Source organism: Roseateles sp. GW821-FHT09H11 (assembly GCF_059415845.1).
The window spans coordinates 316,222-340,863 of sequence record NZ_JBWKOA010000005.1 but is presented as its reverse complement, the minus strand read 5'-3'; the positions used below and the strand labels follow the sequence as shown (position 1 = coordinate 340,863).

27 protein-coding genes and 1 tRNA gene are annotated in these 24,642 nt (G+C 65.6%); 13 read left to right on the top strand and 15 right to left on the bottom strand.

The window, feature by feature from the left end:
* Positions 1-13: 13 nt before the first annotated feature.
* The 5 genes from AC07PR_RS18535 to AC07PR_RS18515 are packed head-to-tail and all read right to left on the bottom strand — an operon-like array spanning position 14 to position 3,451.
* Complete coding sequence (locus tag AC07PR_RS18535) at positions 14-649, bottom strand: pilus assembly PilX family protein (RefSeq protein WP_495136146.1); 636 nt, start codon at positions 647-649, stop codon at positions 14-16.
* Positions 650-672: 23 nt separating this feature from the next.
* Positions 673-1,875: a PilW family protein gene (locus tag AC07PR_RS18530; protein WP_495136145.1), complete on the bottom strand. Its 1,203-nt coding sequence runs from the start codon at positions 1,873-1,875 to the stop codon at positions 673-675.
* Positions 1,876-1,877: 2 nt separating this feature from the next.
* Positions 1,878-2,294 (bottom strand): type IV pilus modification PilV family protein, encoded by a 417-nt coding sequence (locus AC07PR_RS18525; RefSeq protein WP_495136144.1) that lies wholly within the window; start codon positions 2,292-2,294, stop codon positions 1,878-1,880.
* A gap of 12 nt (positions 2,295-2,306) precedes the next feature.
* Complete coding sequence (locus tag AC07PR_RS18520; protein ID WP_495136143.1) at positions 2,307-2,966, bottom strand: pilus assembly FimT family protein; 660 nt, start codon at positions 2,964-2,966, stop codon at positions 2,307-2,309.
* Positions 2,960-3,451 carry a type IV pilin protein gene (locus AC07PR_RS18515; protein WP_495136142.1) on the bottom strand — a complete coding sequence of 164 codons (492 nt, stop codon included), beginning with the start codon at positions 3,449-3,451 and terminating at the stop codon, positions 2,960-2,962. Before AC07PR_RS18515 ends, AC07PR_RS18520 begins: the two co-directional genes overlap by 7 nt.
* 269 nt (positions 3,452-3,720) lie before the next feature.
* Here AC07PR_RS18515 and AC07PR_RS18510 point away from each other — a divergent pair, with 269 nt between their 5' ends.
* From AC07PR_RS18510 to AC07PR_RS18485, 6 genes are all read left to right on the top strand, one after another.
* On the top strand, positions 3,721-4,563 hold the full coding sequence (locus tag AC07PR_RS18510; protein WP_377160123.1) for an ABC transporter ATP-binding protein: 843 nt from the start codon (positions 3,721-3,723) through the stop codon (positions 4,561-4,563).
* The gene (gene mlaE, locus AC07PR_RS18505; RefSeq protein WP_377160125.1) at positions 4,560-5,339 is read left to right on the top strand and encodes a lipid asymmetry maintenance ABC transporter permease subunit MlaE; all 780 of its coding nucleotides are present in this window, start codon (positions 4,560-4,562) and stop codon (positions 5,337-5,339) included. The genes AC07PR_RS18510 and mlaE overlap by 4 nt, the downstream gene beginning before the upstream one ends.
* Before the next feature lie 61 nt (positions 5,340-5,400).
* A complete protein-coding gene (gene mlaD / locus AC07PR_RS18500; RefSeq protein WP_377160127.1) occupies positions 5,401-5,889 on the top strand; it encodes an outer membrane lipid asymmetry maintenance protein MlaD in 489 nt (162 codons plus the stop codon).
* Positions 5,886-6,959: an MlaA family lipoprotein gene (locus AC07PR_RS18495; RefSeq protein ID WP_495136141.1), complete on the top strand. Its 1,074-nt coding sequence runs from the start codon at positions 5,886-5,888 to the stop codon at positions 6,957-6,959. Before mlaD ends, AC07PR_RS18495 begins: the two co-directional genes overlap by 4 nt.
* Positions 6,960-7,086: 127 nt before the next feature.
* Positions 7,087-7,731: an MlaC/ttg2D family ABC transporter substrate-binding protein gene (locus AC07PR_RS18490; RefSeq protein ID WP_483107856.1), complete on the top strand. Its 645-nt coding sequence runs from the start codon at positions 7,087-7,089 to the stop codon at positions 7,729-7,731.
* Positions 7,732-7,735: 4 nt separating this feature from the next.
* Positions 7,736-8,050, top strand: coding sequence for an STAS domain-containing protein (locus tag AC07PR_RS18485; protein WP_431100213.1), 315 nt, complete (start codon positions 7,736-7,738; stop codon positions 8,048-8,050).
* Positions 8,051-8,132: 82 nt separating this feature from the next.
* Here AC07PR_RS18485 and AC07PR_RS18480 read toward each other — a convergent pair whose 3' ends face one another.
* A complete protein-coding gene (locus AC07PR_RS18480; protein ID WP_377160135.1) occupies positions 8,133-8,993 on the bottom strand; it encodes a MurR/RpiR family transcriptional regulator in 861 nt (286 codons plus the stop codon).
* Between the two features lie 10 nt (positions 8,994-9,003).
* Complete coding sequence (gene zwf, locus AC07PR_RS18475; RefSeq protein WP_377160137.1) at positions 9,004-10,449, bottom strand: glucose-6-phosphate dehydrogenase; 1,446 nt, start codon at positions 10,447-10,449, stop codon at positions 9,004-9,006.
* A 228-nt stretch (positions 10,450-10,677) separates the two neighbouring features.
* Here zwf and tal point away from each other — a divergent pair, with 228 nt between their 5' ends.
* From tal to AC07PR_RS18460, 3 genes are read left to right on the top strand one after another with little or no spacing between them, the layout of a single operon-like run.
* Positions 10,678-11,628, top strand: coding sequence for a transaldolase (gene tal, locus AC07PR_RS18470; protein ID WP_431100211.1), 951 nt, complete (start codon positions 10,678-10,680; stop codon positions 11,626-11,628).
* Positions 11,625-13,253 (top strand): glucose-6-phosphate isomerase, encoded by a 1,629-nt coding sequence (gene pgi / locus AC07PR_RS18465; protein WP_495136140.1) that lies wholly within the window; start codon positions 11,625-11,627, stop codon positions 13,251-13,253. Before tal ends, pgi begins: the two co-directional genes overlap by 4 nt.
* A 39-nt stretch (positions 13,254-13,292) precedes the next feature.
* On the top strand, positions 13,293-13,913 hold the full coding sequence (locus AC07PR_RS18460; RefSeq protein WP_483107853.1) for an HAD family hydrolase: 621 nt from the start codon (positions 13,293-13,295) through the stop codon (positions 13,911-13,913).
* Between the two features lie 38 nt (positions 13,914-13,951).
* Here AC07PR_RS18460 and AC07PR_RS18455 read toward each other — a convergent pair whose 3' ends face one another.
* The 8 genes from AC07PR_RS18455 to AC07PR_RS18420 all read right to left on the bottom strand — a co-directional run bounded on the left by AC07PR_RS18455 (position 13,952) and on the right by AC07PR_RS18420 (position 21,033).
* A complete protein-coding gene (locus tag AC07PR_RS18455; protein ID WP_377160145.1) occupies positions 13,952-14,161 on the bottom strand; it encodes a DNA gyrase inhibitor YacG in 210 nt (69 codons plus the stop codon).
* A gap of 56 nt (positions 14,162-14,217) precedes the next feature.
* Positions 14,218-14,973, bottom strand: coding sequence for a cell division protein ZapD (zapD, locus tag AC07PR_RS18450; protein WP_088407952.1), 756 nt, complete (start codon positions 14,971-14,973; stop codon positions 14,218-14,220).
* 70 nt (positions 14,974-15,043) lie between these two features.
* Positions 15,044-15,637, bottom strand: a complete 594-nt coding sequence (gene coaE / locus AC07PR_RS18445) for a dephospho-CoA kinase (protein WP_377160147.1) — start codon at positions 15,635-15,637, stop codon at positions 15,044-15,046.
* 19 nt (positions 15,638-15,656) lie between these two features.
* Positions 15,657-16,601: a prepilin peptidase gene (locus tag AC07PR_RS18440; protein WP_495136139.1), complete on the bottom strand. Its 945-nt coding sequence runs from the start codon at positions 16,599-16,601 to the stop codon at positions 15,657-15,659.
* Positions 16,602-17,837 (bottom strand): type II secretion system F family protein, encoded by a 1,236-nt coding sequence (locus tag AC07PR_RS18435; RefSeq protein WP_377160151.1) that lies wholly within the window; start codon positions 17,835-17,837, stop codon positions 16,602-16,604. It lies immediately after the preceding gene.
* 125 nt (positions 17,838-17,962) lie between these two features.
* Positions 17,963-19,696, bottom strand: coding sequence for a type IV-A pilus assembly ATPase PilB (pilB, locus tag AC07PR_RS18430; protein WP_483107850.1), 1,734 nt, complete (start codon positions 19,694-19,696; stop codon positions 17,963-17,965).
* A gap of 305 nt (positions 19,697-20,001) precedes the next feature.
* Positions 20,002-20,078: transfer RNA gene (locus AC07PR_RS18425), tRNA-Pro, on the bottom strand.
* Between the two features lie 25 nt (positions 20,079-20,103).
* Positions 20,104-21,033, bottom strand: coding sequence for a polyprenyl synthetase family protein (locus AC07PR_RS18420; protein ID WP_431263802.1), 930 nt, complete (start codon positions 21,031-21,033; stop codon positions 20,104-20,106).
* Between the two features lie 374 nt (positions 21,034-21,407).
* Here AC07PR_RS18420 and rplU point away from each other — a divergent pair, with 374 nt between their 5' ends.
* The 4 genes from rplU (at position 21,408) to proB (ending at position 24,629) form a co-directional block, all read left to right on the top strand.
* A complete protein-coding gene (gene rplU, locus AC07PR_RS18415; protein WP_297531896.1) occupies positions 21,408-21,719 on the top strand; it encodes a 50S ribosomal protein L21 in 312 nt (103 codons plus the stop codon).
* 38 nt (positions 21,720-21,757) lie between these two features.
* The gene (gene rpmA, locus AC07PR_RS18410; RefSeq protein ID WP_088407914.1) at positions 21,758-22,015 is read left to right on the top strand and encodes a 50S ribosomal protein L27; all 258 of its coding nucleotides are present in this window, start codon (positions 21,758-21,760) and stop codon (positions 22,013-22,015) included.
* A gap of 232 nt (positions 22,016-22,247) precedes the next feature.
* A complete protein-coding gene (gene cgtA, locus AC07PR_RS18405) occupies positions 22,248-23,444 on the top strand; it encodes an Obg family GTPase CgtA (RefSeq protein ID WP_431100203.1) in 1,197 nt (398 codons plus the stop codon).
* Between the two features lie 39 nt (positions 23,445-23,483).
* Complete coding sequence (gene proB, locus AC07PR_RS18400) at positions 23,484-24,629, top strand: glutamate 5-kinase (RefSeq protein WP_377160156.1); 1,146 nt, start codon at positions 23,484-23,486, stop codon at positions 24,627-24,629.
* Positions 24,630-24,642: the final 13 nt, after the last annotated feature.

The following is a 24,642-nucleotide window of genomic DNA, read 5'->3' as shown; positions in this document are numbered from 1 at the left end:
CGGTGGACCTCGATCAATTCATCTGCGTCGTGTAGGTCGACTGGAAGAAGGAGAACGCGTTGTTCGGGCCCATGACCCGCACGGTGATGCGATAAGTCACCTGGGGATCCGGTTTCAGGCCGTCGGGATCATTGCCCCCGGGGGGCGGTTCGCCGGTGACCAGGCAGTTCGTCGTCGAGAACGGACCGACGGTGTTGCAGAGCCGGTCGATGAGGTAATGGATGCGAATCGATTCCGTCGGCACGGTAATCTCTCGTGCAGCGTTGCCAAGACCGTTCAAGGAGGCTGGCGACGAGCCCACGTTCAACATGGCCAGCGGAATACCGGAGGCATCGGTCGGCAGGATCGTGGCGCTGTAGTTCTGGGCCACGTTGGAGGTCTGGCGAGCGCCCTCGTTGAACAGCGCTCCGGTGTTGAGGGCGTCGGCGGCGGCGCGGATACCCTGCTCGGCACGGTTGGCCATGTCGCGCTTGAAGCCGAAGTTGCCGACGCTTCCGAGCGTGACGTTCATCGAGCGCATCGCGACGGCCGCGCCGATCAGCAGGACTGACAGCGTGATCAGCGCAATCACCATGATCACACCGCGCTGGGCCCGGGTGCCGGCCGCGGCACACGCACGCCGGTGCGGCGTGGCGGTAAGGGGGTGCATCGTTGTCATGCTGGTGCGGGGCGTCAAGGGATGGGTTGGCGGGCGGGCGCGTTGGCGATCGCATTGCGCAGCGGCACCGTGAACTCCACGAGGCGGTAGGCACGGTTGCGCTCGTCGCCGGCCGGGACGTTGAAGGTGCGCTGCATGCCGTTCGGAAGCGACTGGAACATCGTCAGCGTGGCCGGCGAGACCGGATCGCTTTCGATCCGGTCGCTGCGCAGCACGATGGCCACGCGGATCGCCATGATCTGTCGCACTTGTGCCCGCGCCGGATCGGAGTCGGCGCTCATGAATGCCGGTGTGAAATTGCCGGTACCGGGTTCAGCCCAACCGGTGATCGTGCCGTCGGGCTGGGGCTTGGCATCGATGCCGTACCGGACGCGCAGGTCGACCACGCCGTCGGCCAGAGGGACTGGCGTCGTCGGCGCGCCCGGCAGATTATTGAGGCGGAGCATGTCATAGCTCACCAACTGGTTCGTCGCGTTGACGCCGAGCAACTGGAACCGTGGGTTGTTGCCGCTCTGGTTACCAAGGTTGGAGAGGTAGGTGTTCCCCTTGCCGACGCCGAACGCCATCAAGGCGGCTGGGCCGACCGCGTTGGCCTGGAAGGGGCCGGCAAGATTCAGGAGCTGAGCCGCGCCGCCGGCAAAGTTGGGGGCGGCCTGCACCATCAGGCAACCCGGCAGTTGGGCTTCCGACAGCAGCAGGAGATCGCCCCCCCGGATGCCCAACGTATTCGAGAGCTGCACAGAGGCCGCCTGGACGCTGCCCGGCGACACGCGCAACGGTGCTTCGCTGACGCCAGCTGAGCCTGTGATCACCTGGATCACGTCCGATCCATTGGCACCGATGCCTGGATACACAAGCAACGGGATTGCGCGGACGGTCTGGTTGACGGCGGCGAAAGGCGCCGGGAAGGCCGACGTTGCCGGCAGGAGTTGCACGCCGTTTCCGGCCACGCTCACGATGCAGCCGAACGACTGCGTGATCTGGTACACGCCCGAGCCGGCGCTGCGCAGTTGGCGGTCCAGGTCGTAGGCGAGGTAGCCGGTATTCAGCGCGAGATCGGAGCTCGATGCGTTTCGACGCTTGGAGATCTCGAAGCGGTTCATCACCACGCCGAGCGCGCCGATCAGCACGAGGCCGATGGTCATCGAGATCAGTAGTTCGATGAGCGTGAAGCCGCGGACGCGTCGCGCCGCCGGGGATTTGGTGGGCGTCGTCATTGTCAGTTCAGCCGAACGTCGGTGAAGTACTGGCGCGCGGCGCCCGCAGGCGTATTCCAGGTGATCGTGATACGGGCGACCTGACCGTTGACCTGGACTACACCGCGGCCATTGCGCAGGCCGGACTGGGTGATGCTCGCCACACGTGCAGTCCAGGCGGCGATGGTGGGAGGATTGATGGTGCTGTAGGCCCACATGTCGTTGGACAGGTCGGCGGCGAGCACCGCCGCGCGTTGAGAGTCCTCGGCGCCGGTCGTGGCTTGCGACGCGCGTGCCATGAGCGTGAGCAGGCCGACGATGCCAATCGTCATGATGACCATCGCGACGAGGAGTTCGATCAGGGTCATGCCGCGCGAGCGGGCGCGCCCGTGGGCGCGGATTCGGGCAACAGGCTGTACGGAGCGGAAAGAGGTCGTCATGATGCGTAGCCTTTAGACGCTGAACCCGGCGTTGGCCACCGGGCAGCCATCGGGTGCGGTGGCCGACTGCACGCGGTCCCGGTCGCACAAGCGGATGCTGCCGCCGAGCGTCACCCAAATCGACAAGCGCTTGAGCTTGTCTGCGGGGATGCTGGTCGACGAGTCGACCCAGTAGACGACTTGGCCGCCGGCGGGGACGTTGCAGGCGGCGGCGCCGCCGGTCAGTGGCGTGGCGTTGGTCAGCGCCACCGGGCGGCCGTTGGGGCCGAAGCAGACGGCCGTCGGCCCCTGGATGGTGACGGTGTTTGTGCGCTCGAACAGTCGGCCGCAGGTGGCAGGGGCGGTGACGGCGTTGTTGGCCATCGTCAGGGCGACGTTGGGCACGACGCGCACCACGAAGTAGTCACCGTTCGCGGATGGGGCCTCGTTACCTGTGCAGGTGGCTGCCGCTGTGCGATAGAACGCGACTGGCTGGTAGCTCTTGACGGCTTCCGCCTGGGCGAGTCGAAGCGCGGTGGAGATGCTGCTGCCCGACGTGCGCGTCTGCGCGTTGGCGCCGAAGGCGCGAAGCGCCGGCGCGGCGAGCGCCGTGGTCAGTCCGATGATGGCAATGACGATCAGCAACTCGATCAGCGTGAAGCCGCGCACTCTGCGGCCGACGGGCATCAGCATGATTCACCCTTGACCATCACCCAGCGTGTCGGACAGGAGGTTGCGTTCTTGATCCAGCCCGCGGGGGCCTTCGCTGTCGCGCGCACGTCCGACTGGTCGACGGTGTAGGCAAAGCCGCTCAGGGTGTTCTCGGTACTGACCGCCTGCAGCGTGTACCCGCCAGCGCCTGTGGCACCGTAGGTGCCGGTGCAACTGACCATGAACTTGCCGTTCTTCTGCGCAGTGGCGCAGGGCGGCGTGTTGCCGCCGTTGGCTGCATAGGTGCGGAAATTCTGGAAGTAGGCTTCCATGTCGGTCCGCATCGAGGTGAGGCCCGCTGCGGCATCGGTCAGGGAGCCGCGGATGACGTAGTCACGGTAGGTCGGCATGGCGATCGCGGCCAGGACACCGATGATGGCGACCACGATCATCAGCTCGATCAGCGTGAAGCCCCGGCCGCTGTGGGGCCGGCGTTGAGCGGAAGAGGTCTTGAAGGTCCCGAACATGAAGCGCTCCTTGTTTCCGAAATTATCGACAGCGGCCTTCGGAAGGCGAGGCCGCTCGTCGTGCCTTGGATTCCGCCCGTCTCGCGACGACCTCCGAATGTGACGTCCGTCACGCCTGGGCGGCGGACCCCTGGCACGAACGCTCCCGGGGCGCCTCATATATCTGCACCCCGCCCCAGGTGCCCTCCGGCATCAATTCGGGCTTTACCCTATGATCCCGGCTCCCGGACGCCTGCCGCCCGGCATCGTCCCGGATCGATCCCAAGGAAATGGCATTCACTGATCCCAATTCATCCAGAAGCGTCCGCCCACTGATCGAAGTGAAGGATGTGACCGTCGGCTATGGCGACCGGATCATCCTGAAAGACGTCAACGTCACCTTGCCACGCGGCAAGGTGATGGCGCTGATCGGCTCATCGGGCGGCGGCAAGACCACGTTGCTGCGGCTGCTGACCCGGCAATTGCGGCCGCGCTCCGGACAGGTGCTGTTCGATGGGCAGGATCTTGCGCCGATGGACCAGACCCAGCTCTATGCTCAACGTCGCCGGATGGGCATGCTGTTCCAGTTCGGCGCGCTGTTCACCGACTTGAGCGTGTTCGACAACGTCGCGTTCCCGTTGCGCGAGCACACACGGCTGCCTGAACCCATGATCCGCGACCTCGTCCTGATGAAGCTCAACGCGGTCGGGCTGCGCGGTGCCCGCGACCTGATGCCGAACGAGGTGTCCGGCGGCATGGCACGTCGCGTTGCTCTGGCGCGCGCGATCGCCCTGGATCCGGATCTGGTGCTGTACGACGAACCCTTCGCGGGCCTGGACCCGATCTCGCTGGGCGTGACTGCGCGGCTGATCCGCGATCTCAACGACGCGTTGGGCCTGACCAGCGTGATCGTCTCCCATGACATCCACGAGATTTTCGGCATCGCCGATCACGTCGTGATGGTGGCCAACGGCGGTGTCGTCGCCCAGGGGACGCCGGACGAGTTGCGCCACAGCACGGATCCGCTGGTGCATCAGTTCGTCAATGCCGAAGCCGACGGCCCGGTGCGTTTCCACCAGCCCGCCAAGCCTGTCCGCGAGGACTTCGGTCTTCCGCAGGAGGCATCGGCATGATCGGTTTCGCCACTTCGATCGGGCGCGGCCTGCGCCTGAAGCTTGGCGATTGGGGCGCCTCGGCCCGGCTCCTCGGTACGCTGATGCTGCATCTGGGCGCCTGCCTGCGCCGCTTCTCGCTGGTGCGGGAGCAGATCTACTTCCTCGGCAACCGTTCGCTCTCCATCATCGGCGTGTCCGGACTGTTCGTCGGTTTCGTCCTGGCACTGCAGGGCTATTACACGCTGCAGCGCTATGGATCGGCGGAGGCCGTCGGCCTGCTGGTTGCCCTGAGCCTGGTGCGCGAACTCGGCCCGGTCGTGGCGGCTTTGCTGTTCGCTGGCCGCGCTGGGACCTCGTTGACCGCCGAGATCGGCCTGATGAAGGCCGGCGAGCAGCTCAGCGCCATGGAGATGATGGCTGTCGACCCGGTGCAGCGTGTGCTCGCGCCGCGCTTCTGGGCCGGCTTCATTGCGATGCCACTGCTCGCGGCCGTGTTCTCCGCAGTCGGCATCATTGGCGGCTGGCTCGTGGCCGTGCCGCTGATCGGCATCGACGCGGGTTCGTTCTGGTCGCAGATGCAAGGCGGCGTCGACGTGTTCAAGGACGTCGGCAACGGGTTCGTCAAGAGCGTCGTGTTCGGCGTGACGGTCAGCTTTGTCGCCCTGTTGCAGGGATACGCCTGCAAGCCCACGCCCGAGGGAGTGTCCCAGGCGACGACGCGCACCGTGGTGCTGTCGTCGCTGGCGGTGCTGGGTCTGGATTTCATCCTGACCGCCATGATGTTCTCGATCTGACGCGCAGCGCGCGATCCATCGACACCACAATCGAATTCAAGAGATATCTCGGAGTTGCCTGATGCAATCCTCTCGTTATGACGCGCTGGTCGGATTCTTCGTGCTGCTGGGCGGCGCGGCCCTGCTGTTCCTGGCCCTGAAGGCGGGCAACCTGCTGTCGTTGAACTTCCAGGACACGTACACCGTGACGGCCAAGTTCGACAACATCGGCGGACTGAAGCCTGGTGCGGCCGTGAAGAGTGCGGGCGTTGTCGTCGGCCGGGTGGGCACCATCAGCTTTGACGACAAGAGCTTCCAGGCGCGTGTGATCCTGAACATGAACCAGGGCGTCGCGTTTCCGAAGGACAGCTCGGCCAAGATCCTCACGTCCGGCCTGCTGGGCGAGCAATACATCGGCCTCGAGCCGGGTGCGGAAGAAAAGAACCTCGCCACGGGCGACATCATCACGCAGACGCAGTCGGCCGTGGTGCTGGAGAACCTGATCGGCCAGTTCCTCTATAACAAGGCGGCCGACGCGTCCTCGACGCCGGCCTCGGGAGAGAAGCAATGACCACCACCACCACGGTCGGGATCGCCGGAGCGGCCCGGACTGAACTCGCGGCTGCGCTGCTGAGTGCCACGCTGCTAGGCGCGGCGGCACCAGCGATGGCGCAGACGGAGCAGCCGCTTGAGCGGCCCCACACGTTTGCCTTGACGGCGCTGCCCGTCCATCAGGCCATCGAGCAACAGCAGGCCGTCGAGCAACAGCAGGCTGACGAATCGAAGGCTGCTGAGCCGCAGGCCGACCAGGAAGAGAAGACCCAGGATCAGGCAGCAGTCGCGGCGTCCGCGGCCTCCGCCGCTGCGCCTGCGTCAGGCGCCTCGTCCGCTGAGCCTGCCGCGGCGGGACAAGCCGGCGCGGCTGCGGCTGCGGCCCAGGATGCGCCAGCGCCGGGCCCGCGGGTGCGCAATCGCCTCGACCCCTGGGAAAGCTGGAACCGCAAAGTCTTCAACTTCAACGAGAAGCTCGACGAGAACCTGCTGCGTCCCGTCGCCACGGCGTACTCGGACCTCGTGCCGCAGCCGGCGCGTCAGGCCGTGGACAACTTCTTCGGCAACTTCTCGGACGCCTGGTCGGCGGTCAACCTGTTCCTGCAGGGGCGCTTCAAGACTGGTGCATCCCAGACGATGCGCGTGGCCGTGAACTCGGTGTTCGGCATCGCCGGCCTGATCGACATCGCCACGCCCGCAGGCCTGGAGAAGACCTCCGAGGACCTGGGGCGTACGCTCGGCTACTGGGGCGTCAAGACAGGTCCGTACATCGTGTGGCCCTTGCTGGGGCCCTCGTCGTTGCGTGATTCGGTGACGCTGCCGGCCAACATCTACTACTCGCCGGCCTATCTGTTCGACGATGGCGAATACAAGTTTGCGATCTCGGCGCTTCAGCTGATCAACACCCGCGCCAACCTGCTGCGAGTGACCGACATGCTGGATGGCATCGCGCTGGACAAGTACACCTTCGTGCGTGACGCCTACATGCAGCGTCGCAACGTCAAGACGCACAAGGAACAGGAAGAAGACGATGACTATGAAGTCATCACCCCGGACGAGAAGCCGGTCAACCCTCAAGGCGATCGCTGAGCGACGCGTGAGAGATCGTTGAGTGTCGCAACAACCGGTAACGCCCATTGGGCGCGGCCGGTGAACCGGTACCGAACTTGCCGCGTTGTGATCCGGTCCGTGTCATGAAGAGAAAGAAAGGACAAGCATGAATGCCACCAAACGACTGCTGCTGGGCGCGATCGTCTCGATCGCCGCGCTGAGCCCGCTGGCCTCCTTCGCAGCCGACAGCTCGGCGCCAGATCAGTTGATCCGCGATCTGTCGATCGAAACGCTGGACGCCGTCAAGGGCGACAAGGCCATCCAGGGCGGCGACGTCAACAAGATCATGCAGCTGGTCGACAGCAAGGTGATGCCGCACGTGGACTTCCAGCGCATCACCGCAACGGCGGTGGGCCGCTTCTGGCGCCAGGCGACGCCGGAGCAGAAGCAGCGCCTGCAGGACGAGTTCAAGACCCTGCTGGTGCGCACGTATGCCGGCGCGCTGACGCAGGTCAAGGATCAGACGATCGCGATGAAGCCGATGCGCGCGGCGCCCGAGGACAAGGAAGTCATCGTGCGTACCGAGATCCGCGGCAAGGGTGACCCGATCCAGTTGGACTACCGCCTGGAAAAGCTGGATTCCGGCTGGAAGATCTACGACGTGAATGTGCTGGGCATCTGGCTGGCGGATCAGTACAAGAACAGCTTTGCGCAGGAGATCAACGCCAAGGGCATCGACGGCCTGATCAAGTCGCTGGCCGAACGCAACGCGCGTCCCGCGACGGCTGCTTCGGGCGCGAAGAAGGGCTGACGCGATGCTGAAGCTGCCGTCGCGGCTGCGTCTCGAGAACGTGCCTGAAGAATGGGTGCGGCTCGAGAGCGCGCTGCGCGCCGAGTTGGCTCAGGTTGGCAATGCCGCCGGACGCAGCGTGACCTTGGATGCCAGCGGGCTGATCGACTTCGATTCGGCGGCGCTGAGCTTGCTGCTCAGCGCGCTGCGTCTGTGCGGTCAGGACGGTTGGCAACTGACGCTTCAGCAGGCGCCGCGCGAGTTGCGCGAGTTGGCGCGCGTGTACGCGCTGGAACATCTGTTCTGGGCCGATGCGACGGCTCCCGCCGAGATGGTGTGACCTTCTGTCGCACTGAATGAAATCGGGCCGCTGATGCGCGGCCCGATTGTTTTTCAGCGTCGCGTGCCGACGAGCATGGGAGTCACTGTGCGTAACGCTTGGTGCGGAGGTTGCGTTTGATCTCCTGCAGCATTGGACGCAGGTTTTCGCCCAGTCGCAAAGCGACGCCGGTGGTCAGCACGTCCACGACGATCAGGTGCAGCAGCCGCGACACCATCGGGCTGTAGCGGTCGTAGTCTTCCGGGTGATCGACCGCCAGCAACACCTGGCCTGGCAACTGCCCCATCTGGGCCAGCGGCGAGCCGCTGGCGGTGATGATGATCGTCGTCGCCCCCTTCTTGCGGGCGATCTCGGCGGCATCCATCAGGTCGCGACTGCGTCCCGAGTTGGAGATGATCACCGCGCAGTCGCCCGAGCCCAGCATCGTTGCGCTCATCAGCTGCACGTGGCCATCGCTGCAGGCGAAAGTATTGGCCCCGAGCCGGAAGAACTTGTGCTGCGCGTCCTGCGCCACGATCCCGGAGTTGCCGACGCCGTAGAACTCGATGCGCTGACGCTGACGGGCCGTCTCGGACAGTGCCGCAATGGCGCGTTCGAAGGCGTGGCTGGCGGCGTCGTTGCGGTAGTGGAGCAACGCCGCGACCGCGTTGTCGACGACCTTCACGATCAGATCGCCGGGCTTGTCGTCCTCGTCGACGGCGCGGTGCACGAAGGGCACGCCTTCATTGACGCTGCCGGCGAGCTTCAGCTTGAAGTCGGCCAGGCCGTCATAGCCGACGCTGCGGCAGAAGCGCACGACGGTCGGCTTGCTGACATGCGAGCGATCGGCGAGTTCGCTGACCGGCAAGCTCGCGAACGAGCGCGGATCGGCCAGCAGCAGCTTGGCGACCCGCTGTTCGGCGGGCGGCAGCGCGGGCAGCGCGGCCTTGACTCGTTCGAGCATGCTCATCGCTTCAGCATTCCTCGATCCAGGAGTGGCCGTCGCGCGCCACCAGCGCGCTCGAGGCGGGAGGGCCCCAACTTCCGGCGACGTAGGTGCGTGGTCCGGTGCTGTCCTGCTTCCAGAAGTTCAGGATCGGCTCGACCCAGCGCCAGGCCTGCTCCTGCTCGTCGCTGCGGACGAAGAGGTTGAGGCGTCCGGCGATGGCGTCCAGCAGCAGCCGTTCGTAAGCGCCGACACGGGTGTGGGCGAAGGCCTTGTCGAAGTCCAGGTCCAACGAGACAGGGCTCAGGGCCTCTGTGCTGGAGCCGCCCTTGTTGGCCATCAACTGCAGCTCCAGGCCGTCCTCGGGCTGCAGCTTGATGATCAAGCGGTTGGGACAGCTGCTGCCCGGGAAGATCGGATGTGGCACCGGGCGGAAGTTGATGACGATCTGCGCGTCCCGCGCGGCGAGGCGTTTGCCGGTGCGCAGGTAGAAGGGAACGCCTGCCCAACGCCAGTTCTGGATCTCCGTCTTCAGGGCGACGAAGGTCTCGGTGTGGCTATCCGCGGGGATCTTGCCCTCGTCCAGATAACCCGGCACCGGCTTGCCCTCGGCGTTACCGGCACGGTACTGGCCACGCACCACGTCGCGCGCGACGCTCTCCGCGGTGAACGGCTTGAGCGCGCGCAGCACCTTCAACTTCTCGTCGCGGATCGCATCGGCGTCGTTGCTGGAGGGGGCCTCCATCGCAATCATCGTCAGCAGTTGCAGCGCATGGTTCTGGATCATGTCGCGCAGCGCGCCGGTGCCGTCGTAGAACGGACCGCGTGTGCCCACGCCCAAGCCTTCGGCCAGCGTGATCTGGATGTTGGCGATGCTCTCGCGTCGCCACAGCGGTTCGAACAGCGCGTTGCCGAAGCGCAGCGCCATCAGGTTCTGCACCGAAGGCTTGCCCAGGTAGTGATCGATACGGAAGGCCTGCGTCTCCGAAAACACCGAACGCACGACGCGGTTGATCTCCTGCGCGCTGGCCAGATCGTGGCCCAGCGGCTTCTCCAGCACGACGCGCACGTTCGCGCCGTTGAGGCCCGCAGCGCCGAGCTGCTGGCAGATCTGCGTGAACAGGTGGGGACTCGTCGCCAGATAGAACACGACGGTGTCTGCGTTGCGCTCGCCCAGCCACTCCTTCAGCCGCGCATAGTGGTCGGGCTGGGACAGGTCCATGCGCCGGTAATGCACCAGCTCGGAGAAGCGGGCGAATTCTTCGTCGTTCGGCCGCTTGCCGGCCTCGACCTCCTGGAAGCGCTCCTTGAGCCATTCGCGATAGCGCTCGTCGGATTGCTCGTCGCGGGCGACGGCCAGGATGCGGCCGCCTTCGGGCAGCTTGCCGTGGCGGAACGCCTGGAAGAGCGCGGGCATCAGCTTGCGCCAGGTCAGGTCACCAGTGCCACCAAAGAAGACGAGGTCGAAGGACATGAGCGCGGCACCCCGCATCGGGGCGTAAGAGTTGTTGGCGATGTCTTGATGTAACGAAGTTACCGGAATTATGATGCCCCAGTTTCTTGGGCCGGTCAACGGCGCGGCGCCTCGGAAGGCGGGCGCCGCAAGCAGTTCTAATACGGGTTTCCCTGTCGTCGTCGAGGGGCAAAGCCCATGCCTCCGACGCGTCCCGTCCGTTCTCGATCGCCTCAGGCGCCTACGCTCATGAACCAGCTCGAACAACTCAAGGCCTTCACCACCGTCGTCGCCGACACCGGCAATTTCAAGCAGCTGGCGCAGTTCACGCCGCGCGATGCCACGACGAATCCGTCGCTGATCCTGAAGGCGGTGCAGTCGCCGGACTACGCCCATCTGCTGGAGGACACCGTCGCCGCCAGCAAGACCGATGCGTTGGATCTGATCGTCGACAAGGTGCTGGTGGCCTTCGGCCTGGAGATCCTCAAGGTCGTCCCGGGCCGCGTGTCGACCGAGGTCGACGCCCGACTGAGCTTCGACACCGTCGCCACGCTGGCGCGCGCGCGCCGCCTGATCCAGATGTATGAGGACGCGGGCATCGGCCGCGACCGCGTGCTGATCAAGGTCGCGTCGACCTGGGAAGGGATCCAGGCCGCGCGCGAGCTGGAGCTCGAAGGCATCCACACCAACCTGACGCTGCTGTTCTCCTTCTGCCAGGCGGTGGCCTGCGGCGAAAACGGCATCCAGCTGATCTCGCCCTTTGTCGGCCGCATCTACGACTGGTACAAGAAGGCTGCCGGCCCGAACTGGGACGAGGCCGCCAATGCCGGCGTCAACGACCCTGGCGTGAAGTCGGTCGCCGCGATCTACAACTACTTCAAGAAGCACGGCATCCAGACCGAGGTGATGGGTGCAAGCTTCCGCAACATCGGGCAGATCCAGGCGCTCGCCGGCTGCGACCTGTTGACGATCAGCCCCGATCTGCTCGCCCAGCTGCAGGGCAGCGAAGCGCCGCTGGCGCGTGCGCTCGACGCCGACGCCGCCAAGGTCCAGGACTTGCCCAAGGTCTCCTTCAACGAGGCGGCCTTCCGCTTCGCCCTCAACCAGGACGCCATGGCCACCGAGAAGCTGGCCGAAGGCATCCGCCTGTTTGCCGTCGATGCCGGCAAGCTGGACCAGATGATCGAAAGCCTGCGATGACCGAGTTCCCGCGTTGCGACCGCAGCCCGACCTGGGCGGCCTTGCAAAGTCATTTCCAGCAATCCGGGCGTGCGTTCGACGTGCGCCAGGCCTTCGCGACCGATGAGGGCCGCTTCGCGGCCTGGTCGCTGCAGGCGCCGGAAGTGTTTGCGGACCTGTCGAAGAACCGCATCGACGCTCGCACGCTGGAACTGCTGCTGACGCTGGCCCGGGACGTTCAGCTGGAGTCGCAGCGCGAGGCGCTGTTCAACGGTGATCCCATCAACGCGACCGAAGGCCGCGCCGTGCTGCACACGGCGCTGCGTGCGCCGGCGGGGCTGGGGCCGCACTCGGACGAGGTGCAGGCTTCACTCGCGCGCATGCTGGCCTTCGCCGACTCGGTCCGCGATCAGGCGAGGAGCGGCATCACCGACATCGTCCACATCGGCATCGGTGGCTCGGACCTCGGGCCGGCCATGGTCGTGCAGGCCCTGCAGTCGTATGTGCCGGCTGGCCTGACGCTGCATTTCGTGTCGAACGTCGACGGGCACGACCTGGCCCCGGTGCTGCGCGGTCTGGACCCGAAGACGACACAATTCGTCGTCGCCTCCAAGACCTTCACGACGCAGGAGACGCTGGCCAACGCGATGGCAGCCAAGGCCTGGTTCCAGCAGAACGGTGGTACCGACATCGCGAAGCACTTCGCCGCCACGACCAGCAATGCGAAGGCCGCCGCCGAGTTCGGCATCACGACGACCTTCGGTTTCTGGGACTGGGTCGGTGGGCGCTACTCGCTGTGGTCGGTGATCGGGCTGCCGATCGCGATCGCGGTGGGCTCGGCCCACTTCCGCGCGCTGCTGGCCGGTGCGCATGCCATGGACCAGCACTTCCGCAGCGCTCCGCTGGAAAAGAACCTGCCGGTGCTGCTGGGCCTGCTGGACGTCTGGTACCGCAACTTCCACGGTTTCACGAGCCGCTCGGTGGCGCCGTACCACCAGGGGCTGCGCCGGCTTCCGGCCTATCTGCAGCAGCTGGAGATGGAAAGCAACGGCAAGGGTGTCGATCGCGCGGGCAATCCGCTGAGCTTCGCGACCAGTCCGGTCGTCTGGGGCGAGGCTGGCACCAATGGCCAGCATGCCTACTTCCAGATGCTGCACCAGGGGACCGATGTGATCCCGGTGGAGTTCATCGCCGTGAAGACGCCGAACTTCGGCCCGGAGGTCGGCGGCGAGCTCCTGGACAAGCTCAAGGATCAGCACGTGAAGCTGCTGGCGAACTGCCTCGCGCAATCGCAGGCGCTGATGCAGGGCAAGACCGCGGAGGCCGCGCGTGCGGAGAAGGCGCCGACCGCGTCGCAGGATCTTGATCCGGACGTCTTGGCACGGCATCGGAGCTTCACCGGCAACCGGCCGAGCACGACGCTGCTGCTCGATGCGCTGACGCCATCGTCGCTGGGCGCGTTGATCGCGCTGTACGAGCACCGCGTGTTCGTCAGCGGTGCCGTGTGGAACATCAACAGCTTCGACCAGTGGGGCGTGGAGCTGGGCAAGGCGCTGTGCAACAGCCTGCTGCCGCGCTTGACCAGCGGCGATGTGTCGGGCTTGGATGCCTCCACGGCCGGACTGCTCGCCAAGGTGCGCGGCTGACCTATCTTCCCGATTCCCACGCAGTAGAGAACCCGTCAGATGAAGATCGTTTTTGATTTCGGCGCGGTGCTGTTCCGCTGGCACCCGCCGAGTTTCCTGGCCCGCGTCTGGGCCCACCGTGTCGCCGACGAAGTCGAAGGCGCGGCCATCGCCAAGGACTTCTTCCAGGCCTACAGCGGCGATTGGGGGGCGTTCGACCAGGGTCTGGCCGATGCGCCGACCACGGCCGATCGCATCCATGCGCGCACCGGCTGGTCGCGCGAGGACATCGTCGCCGTGATGGAGGCGGTGCCGTCGGAGCTCAAGCTCATCGAAGGGACCGCGGCGCTGATCCAGGAGTTGAAGGCACAGGGTCACACGCTGCACTTCCTCTCCAACATGCCGGAGCCTTATGCCGACTACCTCGAGCAGAGCTTCCCGCTGAAGGAGTGGTTCGTCTCGGGTGTCTTCTCGGGCCGCGTGAAGCAGTCGAAGCCGTCACGCGAGATCTTCGACCTCGCGCTTGAACAGTTCGGCGCCAAGCCCGAAGAGGTGCTGTTCCTCGACGATCATCCGGCCAACATTGCGGCAGCAAAGGAACTCGGCTGGCACACACACCTGTTCACGACGCCGGAACTGGCGCGGGAAGACCTGGTGCGTCGGGAACTGCTTCCGGCTTGAAGGACGTCGGCTGGCGCGCAGCCCGCGCGTGAAGCGGCCTACTTCGAGGCGTCGTCCTCGTCGATCGTCGTCGGCGGCGCGGCCACACGGAAAGATTCGTCGGACCAGTGGCCCAGATCGATCTGGCGGCATCGCTCGCTGCAGAACGGGCGCCAGAGATTGCTTGGTGCGAACAGGCTGTCACCGCCGCAGGTCGGGCAGGGCACGATGCGGGGCGCCGGCGTGGCGGGGATGAATTTCTCGGTCATGACGAATTCGGAACTGCGGCGTGCGGCGGGGCGCATTCAGCGCCGAGCGCACCAGGTCAGGAACACAGGGTCAGTTCGAAGGTGGCGTCCACGGGCGCTGGTTTCAAGCGTCCGTCCTCGTCCTGGCGCATCAGCCGGATCGAGACCATCAGACGGTGGCCGCTGATCTCCGGAATCAGGCCCAGGCTGGGGTCGATGCGCATGCGCAGCATGTGGAAGCTGCGCCCCGGCGGCAGGCTCTGCTGGTACTGGCCGCCGTGGGCGGCCACCTTGTGCGGCGAGCCGCTGTCCCGCAGCAGGCCCAGCAGCACGTTCAGCGCTTCGGCCAACGGCATCAGCGTCTGTGCCCACTGCATCAGGTCGTTGCGGCGACGCACTGGCAGCAGCTGCTGCCACGCGTAGTAGGCGGGCAGGTCGAACTCGCAGGTGCCGCCCGGGATCGAAATCCGGCTGCGGATGCTCATCAGCCACTCGTTGGTCGTGAGCGCATGACCGGCCTTGCCGGGCAACTGGTTGAGCTTGTCGAAGGCGGCATCGATGCGGCCGACCACCTCGTCCAGCACGGCTTCAGACACCGCGGGATTGCCGCGGTAGCTGTTGAACTGCGTGCGGTGGCGCTCCAGCTCCTTGAGCAGGTCGGCCTTGAGGTCGGCACGCGAGGCGACGTCCATCACCTCGAAGATGGTGGCCAACGCGAAGTGGTGATCCATCGCGGTGTCGCGCGCCATCAACTGACCGAGCCGATCGAACAGGTGTTCGAGTCTGAGCATCGTGCGGATGCTCTCGTTGAACGGGTATTCGTAGAGGACCAAGTCGACATCCCTTTGCGGCAAGTGACCATTGTTCCACAGTGTCACAGTGCCCCCCGATCCGGTAGCGGGGTCAGAGCAGGGGACTGGTCAGCAGCATGCGGACTTCTTCTTTCAACTGTTCGAGCGTGAGACCGTCGTTGTGGATGACCGCGTCCGCGGCGGCTCGGCGTTGAGCGCGCGTCGCCTGCTGCGCCAGGATGGCGCGCACGGCCGGCTCGCTCAGGCCTGATCGCGCGATCACGCGGGCGAGCTGAGTCTCTTCCTGGCAGTCGACGACCAGCACGCGGTCGACCAGGCGCCGCCAACGGCCGGATTCGACCAGCAGCGGCACATCGAACACGACCCGTTGCCCCGGCGTCGCGAGCGCTGCCTGCCGCGCCGTTTCCGCGCCGATCATCGGATGCAGGATGGCTTCGAGCGCGCGTTTGGCCTCCGGGTCCCGGAAGGCCAGTTCCCGCATCGCGGCCCGGTCCAGCGCACCGTCAGGCGCGACGAAGGTCGGACCGAATCGCATCGCGATGGCCGGCATCGCGCCGCCGTCAGGCAGGGTGAGTGCGCGGGAAATCGCGTCGGTGTCGATCAGCAGCGCGCCGCCCAGCGCCACCAGTGCCGACGCCACGGTGCTCTTGCCGCTGCCGATGCCGCCGGTGAGACCGATGCGCACGAGTTGCTCCGAGGAGAGATCAGACTGGCTGAAGTCCCAGCCAGACCGCGACCTTCGCAGTCCCGAGGAGCAGCACCGCAAGTCCGCCGCCGGCCAGGAAAGGCCCGAACGGCACATAGCGACCCTCGCGCAATCCCCCTCGGAGTTTCAGTCCGATGCCCACGAAGGCGCCGATCAGCGAGGCGAACAGCGCGACCGGCAGCACCATCTGCCAGCCCAGCCACACCCCCAGGGCTGCCAGCAGCTTGAAGTCGCCGTAGCCCATGCCTTCCTTGCCGGTGGCCAGCTTGAACACCCAGTAGATGGACCATAGCGAGAGATAACCCACGAGCGCCCCGATCAACGCATCGGTCAGCGAGACCGGAATCCATCCGGCGTACGCCGCGATCAGGCCGGCCCACAGCAGGGGCTGGTTGATGCTGTCGGGCAGCAGCGTGGTGTCCCAGTCGATGCCGGCCAACGCGACCAGCGCCGCGGCGAAACCGCAATACAACAGGCTGGTCGGCTGAGGGCCCAGGCGCCAGGCGATGCCCGCGAACAGAAGGCCGGTGAGCAGCTCGACGAACGGGTAACGCGCGGAGATCGGCGCCTTGCAGGACGCGCATTTCCCACCCAATCGCAGCCATCCGAGCAGTGGCAGATTCTCGTGCCAGCGCAACTGGTGGCCGCAATGCGGGCATCGCGATGGCGGACGGACCAGCGAGAACGCGGGCTGGCGATCGAGCGACTCCCGCAAGGGGCCCGCCGCGGCCGCCAGGTGACGCGCCGCGGCCTCGTCGAGTCCGGCGTGGGTGCGCAGATCGCTTTCCAGCGCCAGTTGGTCAGCGCAGTCGGACAGCCACTCGCGGTGCAGCATCACCGGCAACCGGTAGATGACGACGTTGAGGAAGCTGCCGACACACAGGCCGATGAGGCCAAGGAACGCGGGCGAGAGCAACGCGTCCAGCAGAGCCGGGTCCAGCACTTACACCACCGCGCCCAGCTTGAAGATCGGCAGGTACATCGAGATCACGATGCCGCCGATCAACGTGCCCAGGAACACGATGATGATGGGTTCCATCAGGCTGGACAGCGCCTTGACGGCGTCATCCACCTCTTCTTCATAGAAGTCGGCCGCCTTGCCCAGCATGTGGTCCAGCGAGCCGGATTCCTCGCCGATCGACGACATCTGCAGGACCATGATCGGGAAGATGCCGGTCGTCTGCATCGATGTGGTCAGCGAAGCGCCGGTCGACACGTCTCGCTGGATCTTTTCGGTCGCCTCGACGAATACCGCATTGCCGGAAGCGCCCCCCACCGAGTCCAGGGCCTCCACCAGCGGCACGCCCGCAGCGAACATCGTTGCCAGCGTGCGTGTCCAACGTGCGACCGCCGACTTGTAGATCAACTGGCCGAACACCGGGATTTTCAGCAGGAGCCGGTCCATGAACTTCTGCATCTTCTCCGAGCGTTTCCAGCTCTGGAAGAAGAAGTACAGGCCACCGCCGATGACGCCGAAGATCAGCCACCAGTACGCGACGAAGATCTCCGACATCGCCATCACGAACAGCGTCGGAGCCGGGAGGTCAGCACCGAAGGACTTGAACACGTCCTTGAAGGCCGGGATCACGAAGATCATGATCACGGCCGTCACGACGAAGGCCACGATCAGCACCGCGATCGGATAGGTCAGGGCCGACTTGATCTTGCCCTTCAACGCAACGGTCTTTTCCTGGTAGATCGCCAGACGGTCCAGCAGGGCTTCCAGGATACCGCCCTGCTCGCCGGCCTCGACCAGGTTGCAGTACAGCGCGTCGAAGTAGAGCGGGTGCTTGCGGAAAGCGGCCGACAGCGAAGTGCCGGTCTCGACGTCCTGACGGATGTCGGTCAGCAGCTTGGTCAGGCGGGGATTCGGGCTGCCGCGGGCGACGATGTCGAACGACTGCAGCAGCGGGACGCCCGCGCGCATCATCGTCGCGAGCTGACGTGTGAAGACCGAGATGTCCTTCTGCTTGATGGACTTGCCGCCGGAGCTGCGCCGCTTCTTGATCTTGCTGACCAGGATGCCCTGGCGCCGCAGCGACGCGCTGATGACGGCTTCGCCGCCGGCCCGCATCTCTCCGCGAACGATCTTGCCGTTGCGGTCCTTGCCTTCCCATTCGAAGACGTATTCCTTGATGCCCTTGGCCGCGCTCTTGGCGCCTGCGGTGGTCGTCGCCATATCACCTCCTGCCGTCGCGCCAGACGAGTGGCGCTCCCAATCTTTGACTCGTTCGATCGGTCCTGGTGACCTGACGCCGGACATGCGAACGCGGCGCCCGAGGACGCCGCGTCATGCTCCCAGTGTCATTCGTTGGTGGCCGCCAGCACCTCTTCCAGTGTCGTGACGCCCGCCCGGACCTTGACCAGCCCGGACTGCCGCAAGTCCCGCACGCCATCCGCGCGGGCTTGCTGGGCGATGTCCACGGCCGTTCCCTCGGACAGGATGATCCGCTGGATCGCCTCCGTGATGGGCATCACTTGGTAAAGGCCGACGCGTCCACGATAACCATTGTTGCAATTCGAGCAGCCGACGGCCCGATAAGGCTTCCAGCTGCCGTCGAGGTCCGACTCCACGAAGCCGGCGCGAAGCAGTGCTTCGCGCGGATATTCGGCCGGCGCCTTGCAGTTCTCGCACAAGCGGCGCGCCAATCGCTGTGCGGTGATCAGCAGCACGCTCGAGGCGATGTTGAATGGCGCGACGCCCATGTTCAGCAGGCGGGTCAGCGTTGTCGGCGCGTCGTTGGTGTGCAACGTCGACATCACCATGTGACCGGTCTGTGCAGCCTTGATGGCGATGTCCGCCGTCTCCAGATCCCGGATTTCACCGACCATGATGATGTCGGGATCCTGGCGCAGGAAGGCCTTGAGCGCGGCCGAGAAGGTCAGCCCCGCCTTGTCGTTGACGTTGACCTGGTTGATGCCGGGCAGGTTGATTTCCGCCGGATCCTCGACGGTGGAGATGTTGGTGCCGGGAACGTTCAGGATGTTCAGGCAGGTGTACAGCGACACCGTCTTGCCCGAGCCGGTCGGCCCGGTGACCAGGATCATTCCGTAGGGCCGCTGGATGCAATGCAGCAGCCGTTCTTTTTCAATCTTCTCGTAACCCAGGGCCTCGATGCCGAGCTTGGCCGAGGAGGGGTCCAGGATCCGGATCACGATCTTCTCGCCGAACAGCGTCGGCAGCGTCGAGACCCGGAAGTCGATCGCCTTGGAGCCGAACTTCAGCTTCATCCGGCCGTCCTGGGGGACGCGGCGTTCGGAAATGTCCATCCGCGAGATCACCTTGATCCGCGATGAGAGCTTGTCCTTGATCGCGATCGGCGGCTGCGTGATCTCGCGCAGCTCGCCATCGACCCGGAACCGGACGCGGTAGTGGTATTCGAACGGCTCGAAGTGCAGGTCCGAGGCCCGCATGTTGATGGCGTCCACCAGCATCTTCTGGAGGAAGCGCACGACCGGCGCATCCTCGACGTCGGTGATTTCCTGCGTTTCCTCGGGCGGTGGTGCGTCGTCCTCGGCGATGTCGAAGTCGAAGTCCTCGCCGGAGATCGCCTCCAGGGCCTCGGCGGTCGAAGCGGCGGCGATGCCCAGCAGTTTCGTGAGCTTGTCGTGCTCGACGATGATCCATTCAGGTGTCAGCTGGGTGGCGAATTTGATGCGCTCGACGACTTCCTGCTCGGTCGGATCCGCCCCGCCGATGAACAGCCGGTTGCCACGGCGCGCCAGTACCACGACCTGATACTGCGCCGCGAGCTTCGCGTCGATGATGTTCTGCGGCAGCTTGTGCCCGTCGACCGCATTCAGATCCAGCAACGGCAAGGCGAGCGCATGCGACAGCGTGTGGGCGAGGTCCGTCGGCGAGACGGTGCCCGAGGCCATGACCGCATTGATGAAGCTGGTCTTCTTTTCCCGCGCGAGTTTGACCAGATCCTCGGCCGCCTGCGGCTTGAGCTTGCCGGCGTGCACGAGCACGCGGGCAACGCCTGACAGGGCGGACTGAGGGGGTTCGGCCAGAGTGGTGTCCACGGATATCGCCATCGGGTAGGGTCTTGCCGGATGCCGGCGCGCGCGCCGGAGCAGCCCCTCACTTTACCCCCATGAACGGAGGGCCGGCAGCAGGGGCTGTCCTGGCTTTCACTGAAGTCAGACGCTTCGTGCAATTTCGGCCTTGGTCACTGGAAATTGAGCGCGAAATGTGCGAGACACCCCACTGCCGCCGGCTTCTGCGCAAGGCCTGACCCTCGGATCGTCGGAGCATCGCGCGACGACGCCTTGCGTGGCGTGATCTGGCGCGCAAAGAAAAACGCCGCGAATCTTGCGATTCGCGGCGTCATCGATGTGCCTGGTCGGGGTGAGAGGATTCGAACCTCCGGCCTCTACGTCCCGAACGTAGCGCTCTACCAGGCTAAGCTACACCCCGTTTTGTCACTCGATCGAGAGTCTGTTCAAGAACTTCTCTCCACCGACTGAGCCGCAAATTCTAGCAGGCTTTCTTTCCACTTGGAAAGAGGCAGTGCGGACAAATGTTGTCTCGCCTGTGCGACTTCCGCGCGGGCGGCTTCGCGCGTCGCTTCCAGCGCGCCGGTGCGGCGCACGATCGCGACGATGTCCTGCAGGCGCTCGACCTCGCCGTGCTCGATGGCGTGGCGGATCAGCGCGCGGTCGTCCTCGGTGCCGCGCTCCATCGCGATGAGCAACGGCAGCGTGGGCTTGCCCTCGCGCAGGTCGTCGCCGACGTTCTTGCCCAACGATTCGCTGGTGCCTTCGTAATCCAGCGTGTCGTCGATCAGCTGGAAGGCTGTGCCCAGGGCGCGGCCATAGCCGGCGCAGGCTTCCTCCAGCGCGGGCGGGGCATCGGCCAGCACCGCGCCGAGGCGCGCACTGGCCTCGAACAGCTTGGCCGTCTTGTAGCGGATGACACGCAGATAGCTGTCCACCGCGACGTCCGGATCATGCATGTTCATCAACTGCAGGACTTCGCCTTCGGCGATCACGTTGGTCGCGTCCGCCAGCACTTCCAGCACGCGCATCCGGTTCACGGACACCATCATCTGGAAGGCGCGCGAATACAGGAAGTCGCCCACCAGCACGCTCGCCGCGTTGCCGAACAGCGCGTTGGCGGTCTGCTTGCCGCGACGCAGCGCGGACTCGTCGACGACGTCGTCATGCAACAGCGTCGCGGTGTGGATGAACTCCACGACCGCGGCGAGTTCCCGGCTGGCGGGGGAGTCGGCATCCAGTGCGTTGGCGAACATCAACACCAGCTTGGGCCGCATCCGCTTGCCACCGGCGTGGATGATGTAGGCGGAGATCTGGTTGATCAGGGCGACGTCCGAGCGAAGCCGCTGCGCGATCACGGCGTCGACTTCATTCATCTGCGCATTCAGCGCCTCGAGGACCTCGGTAACTGGGGTAGAGGCAATGGGCTGCACTCTGGACTCACTGTGAGGGGAAGCGCGGATTATAGGAAGGTGCGGACGCGGGCCCGTCCGTGAAGTCCACGCCTTCGCACGGGCGCGTCGTCGTTGCCAGTGGGGCGGGTTCCGGCGCGTGTCGCATCGGCCGCGGATTTCCGCGGACGCGCTGCGGAAGGCCGGTGGTTGCGGGCTTTGCGGCTGCTCAGGGTTTGCATCAGTGCAGCAGGTTGTGCTACATTCTTGGGCTCCGCATCTTTGTGCGGTGTTTTTTCTTGGGCGGTCGGCAGGCGCTTCTGGCACCTGATGCGCCGCTCTCATGTGAAAGGGCTGATATGTACGCGGTCATAAAAACCGGCGGCAAGCAATACAAAGTTGCTGCTGGCGAAAAGATCAAGGTAGAACAGATTGCTGCGGACGTTGGCCAAGAGATCGTGATTGACCAGGTGCTGGCCGTCGGAAACGGCGCGGACCTGAAGATCGGGACTCCCTTGGTTGCGGGTGCAAGCGTCAAGGCCACTGTGGTGGCTCACGGCAAGCACGACAAGGTGCGCATCTTCAAGCTGCGTCGTCGCAAGCACTACAAGAAGAGCCAAGGCCATCGCCAGACGTTCACCGAGCTGGAAATCAGCGCGGTCAACGGCTGATTCCCTGACTCTCTCGTAATCTGATCAAGGAGTAATCCATGGCACAGAAAAAGGGCGGCGGCTCGACACGAAACGGCCGCGACTCGAAGCCGAAGATGCTTGGCGTCAAGGTGTACGGCGGCCAGACCATCTCGGCTGGCTCGATCATCGTCCGCCAACGCGGCACGAAGTTCCACGCTGGTACCAACGTGGGCATGGGCAAGGACCACACGCTGTTCGCGCTGATCGACGGCACGGTGTCCTTCACCGTCAAGGGCGAAAACAGCCGCTCCACGGTCGTCGTCACGGCGATCTGAGCGACTTGATGTCCTGACGCCGCGACGCGGGAGACCTGGTCTCCCGTGTTCGGCGGACCCAGAGCCCCGGCATCGTCCGGGGCTTTGTTTTTCTCGGTGCCTGATACCGTCGGGCGCCGCGCCGACCGCGAGTCCCGGCGAAACCTGACTCGCTCCGATTCAAAGCATGGCCTCGCGCGGGAGCGCGGGGGCGTGAATTACGATAGCCCCGCTCCGGGACTGAAGGCCATCCATGAAGTTCGTTGACGAAGCCACCATCGATATCGCCGCCGGCAACGGCGGGGCGGGCTGCGCCAGTTTCCGCCGCGAGAAGTTCATTCCGTTCGGCGGTCCGGACGGCGGGGATGGCGGCCGCGGCGGCAGCGTCTTCGCGGTGGCCGACCGCAACCTGAACACGCTGATCGACTACCGCTACGCGCGCCGCCATGAGGCCCGCAACGGCGAGGCTGGCCGTGGCTCGGACCAGTTCGGCGCTGCCGCGGACGACATCACGCTGAAGGTGCCGGTGGGCACCATCGTGCGCGACCTGGAGACCGACGAGATCATTGCCGAGCTGCTCGAGCCCGACGTGCCGGTGCTGCTGGCCAAGGGCGGCGACGGCGGCTTCGGCAACCTGCACTTCAAGACCTCGACGAACCGGGCGCCGCGTCAGAAGACGCCCGGCTGGCCCGGCGAGATCAAGAAGGTGAAGATGGAGTTGCGCGTGCTGGCCGACGTCGGCCTGCTAGGCCAGCCCAACGCCGGCAAGTCGACGCTGATCGCGGCTGTGTCGAACGCACGTCCGAAGATCGCCGACTACCCGTTCACGACCCTCTACCCGAATCTGGGCGTGGTGCGTGTGGGTCCGGAGAAGAGCTTCGTCATCGCCGACATCCCGGGCCTGATCGAAGGTGCCGCAGAAGGCGCCGGCCTGGGCCATCAGTTCCTGCGTCACCTGCAGCGCACGCGCGTGCTGCTGCACGTGGTCGACCTGGCGCCGTTCAACCCGGACGTGGACCCGGTGGCCGAGGCCAAGGCCATCGTCAAGGAACTGAAGAAGTACGACGAGGCGCTGTACGAGAAGCCGCGCTGGCTGGTGCTGAACAAGCTGGACATGGTGCCCGCGGAAGAGCGCGCCGCCCGTGTGAAGGACTTCGTGAAGCGCTACAAGTGGAAGGGGCCCGTCTTCGAGATCTCCGCGCTGACGCGCGAGGGCTGCGAGCCGCTGATCCGCGCCATCTACGAGCACGTGGCAGCGATCCAGTCACCGCCGGTGGAAGACCCGGATGCACGGTTCGACGCACCGACGATCGATCCGCCCAAGGCCTTCCAGGAAACGCGCAAGACGCGCGCCACGAAGGCCAAGGTGATCAAGGCGGCGAAGGCTGAGAAGGCCGACAAGGCGGAAAAGCCGCCCGAGCGCGATCCGCGCTTCGATCCGCTGCCCTGACTTCCGTCTTCGACCTCACGGCACCCTGAACCTCCGCGCATGAGCAACGACAACTTGAACGGCCACTCGACGGGTGTCTTGAAGGACGCACGACGCATCGTCGTGAAGGTCGGCTCGAGCCTGGTGACCAATGAAGGCCGTGGCGTCGACGCCGAGGCCATCGGCAACTGGTGCCGGCAGCTCGCGGAACTCGCCCGCGAAGGGCGGGAGGTGGTGATGGTGTCCAGCGGCGCGATCGCCGAGGGCATGAAGCGCCTGGGCTGGGCGAGCCGGCCCAAGGAACTGCACGAACTGCAGGCTGCGGCGGCCGTCGGCCAGATGGGCCTCGCGCAGATGTACGAGACCAAGCTTCGTGAGCAAGGCTTGACGAGCGCGCAGGTGCTGCTGACGCACGCCGACCTGGCCGACCGCGAGCGCTATCTGAACGCGCGTTCGACATTGCTGGCCTTGCTGCAGCATCGCGTGCTGCCGGTGATCAACGAGAACGACACCGTCGTCAACGACGAGATCAAGTTCGGCGACAACGACACGCTCGGCGCGCTGGTCGCGAACCTGGTCGAGGCGGACGCGCTGGTGATCCTCACGGACCAGAAGGGCCTGTACTCGGCGGACCCGCGCAAGGATCCGAACGCCCGCTTCATCGATCGTGCGACGGCGGGCAAGCCCGAGCTCGAAGAGATGGCCGGCGGTGCGGGCACCAGCATCGGGCGCGGCGGCATGATCACGAAGATCCTGGCCGCCAAGCGCGCGGCCAGCAGCGGCGCCAACACCGTGATCGCCTGGGGTCGCGAGCCCGATGTCCTGCTCCGCCTGGCGGCCGGCGAGGCCATCGGTACGGCGCTGATGGCATCGACCGCGAAACTCGCGGCGCGCAAGCAATGGATGGTCGATCACCTGCAGTTGCGCGGGAAGGTCGTCGTCGACGCGGGCGCGGCGATCAAGTTGCGGGAAGAGGGCAAGAGCCTGCTGCCGATCGGCGTGCAGGAGGTGTCGGGTGAATTCCATCGCGGCGACGTCATCGCGATCGTTGATCTGGCCGGGCAGGAGCTCGCACGTGGCCTGACCAACTACGGCAGTGCGGAGGCCCGGCTGATCGCGCGCAAGCCGTCGTTCGACATCGAGCGCGTGCTGGGTTACGCGGCCGAGCCCGAGCTGATCCACCGCGACAACCTGGTGCTGCGCTGACGCAGCGTCAATG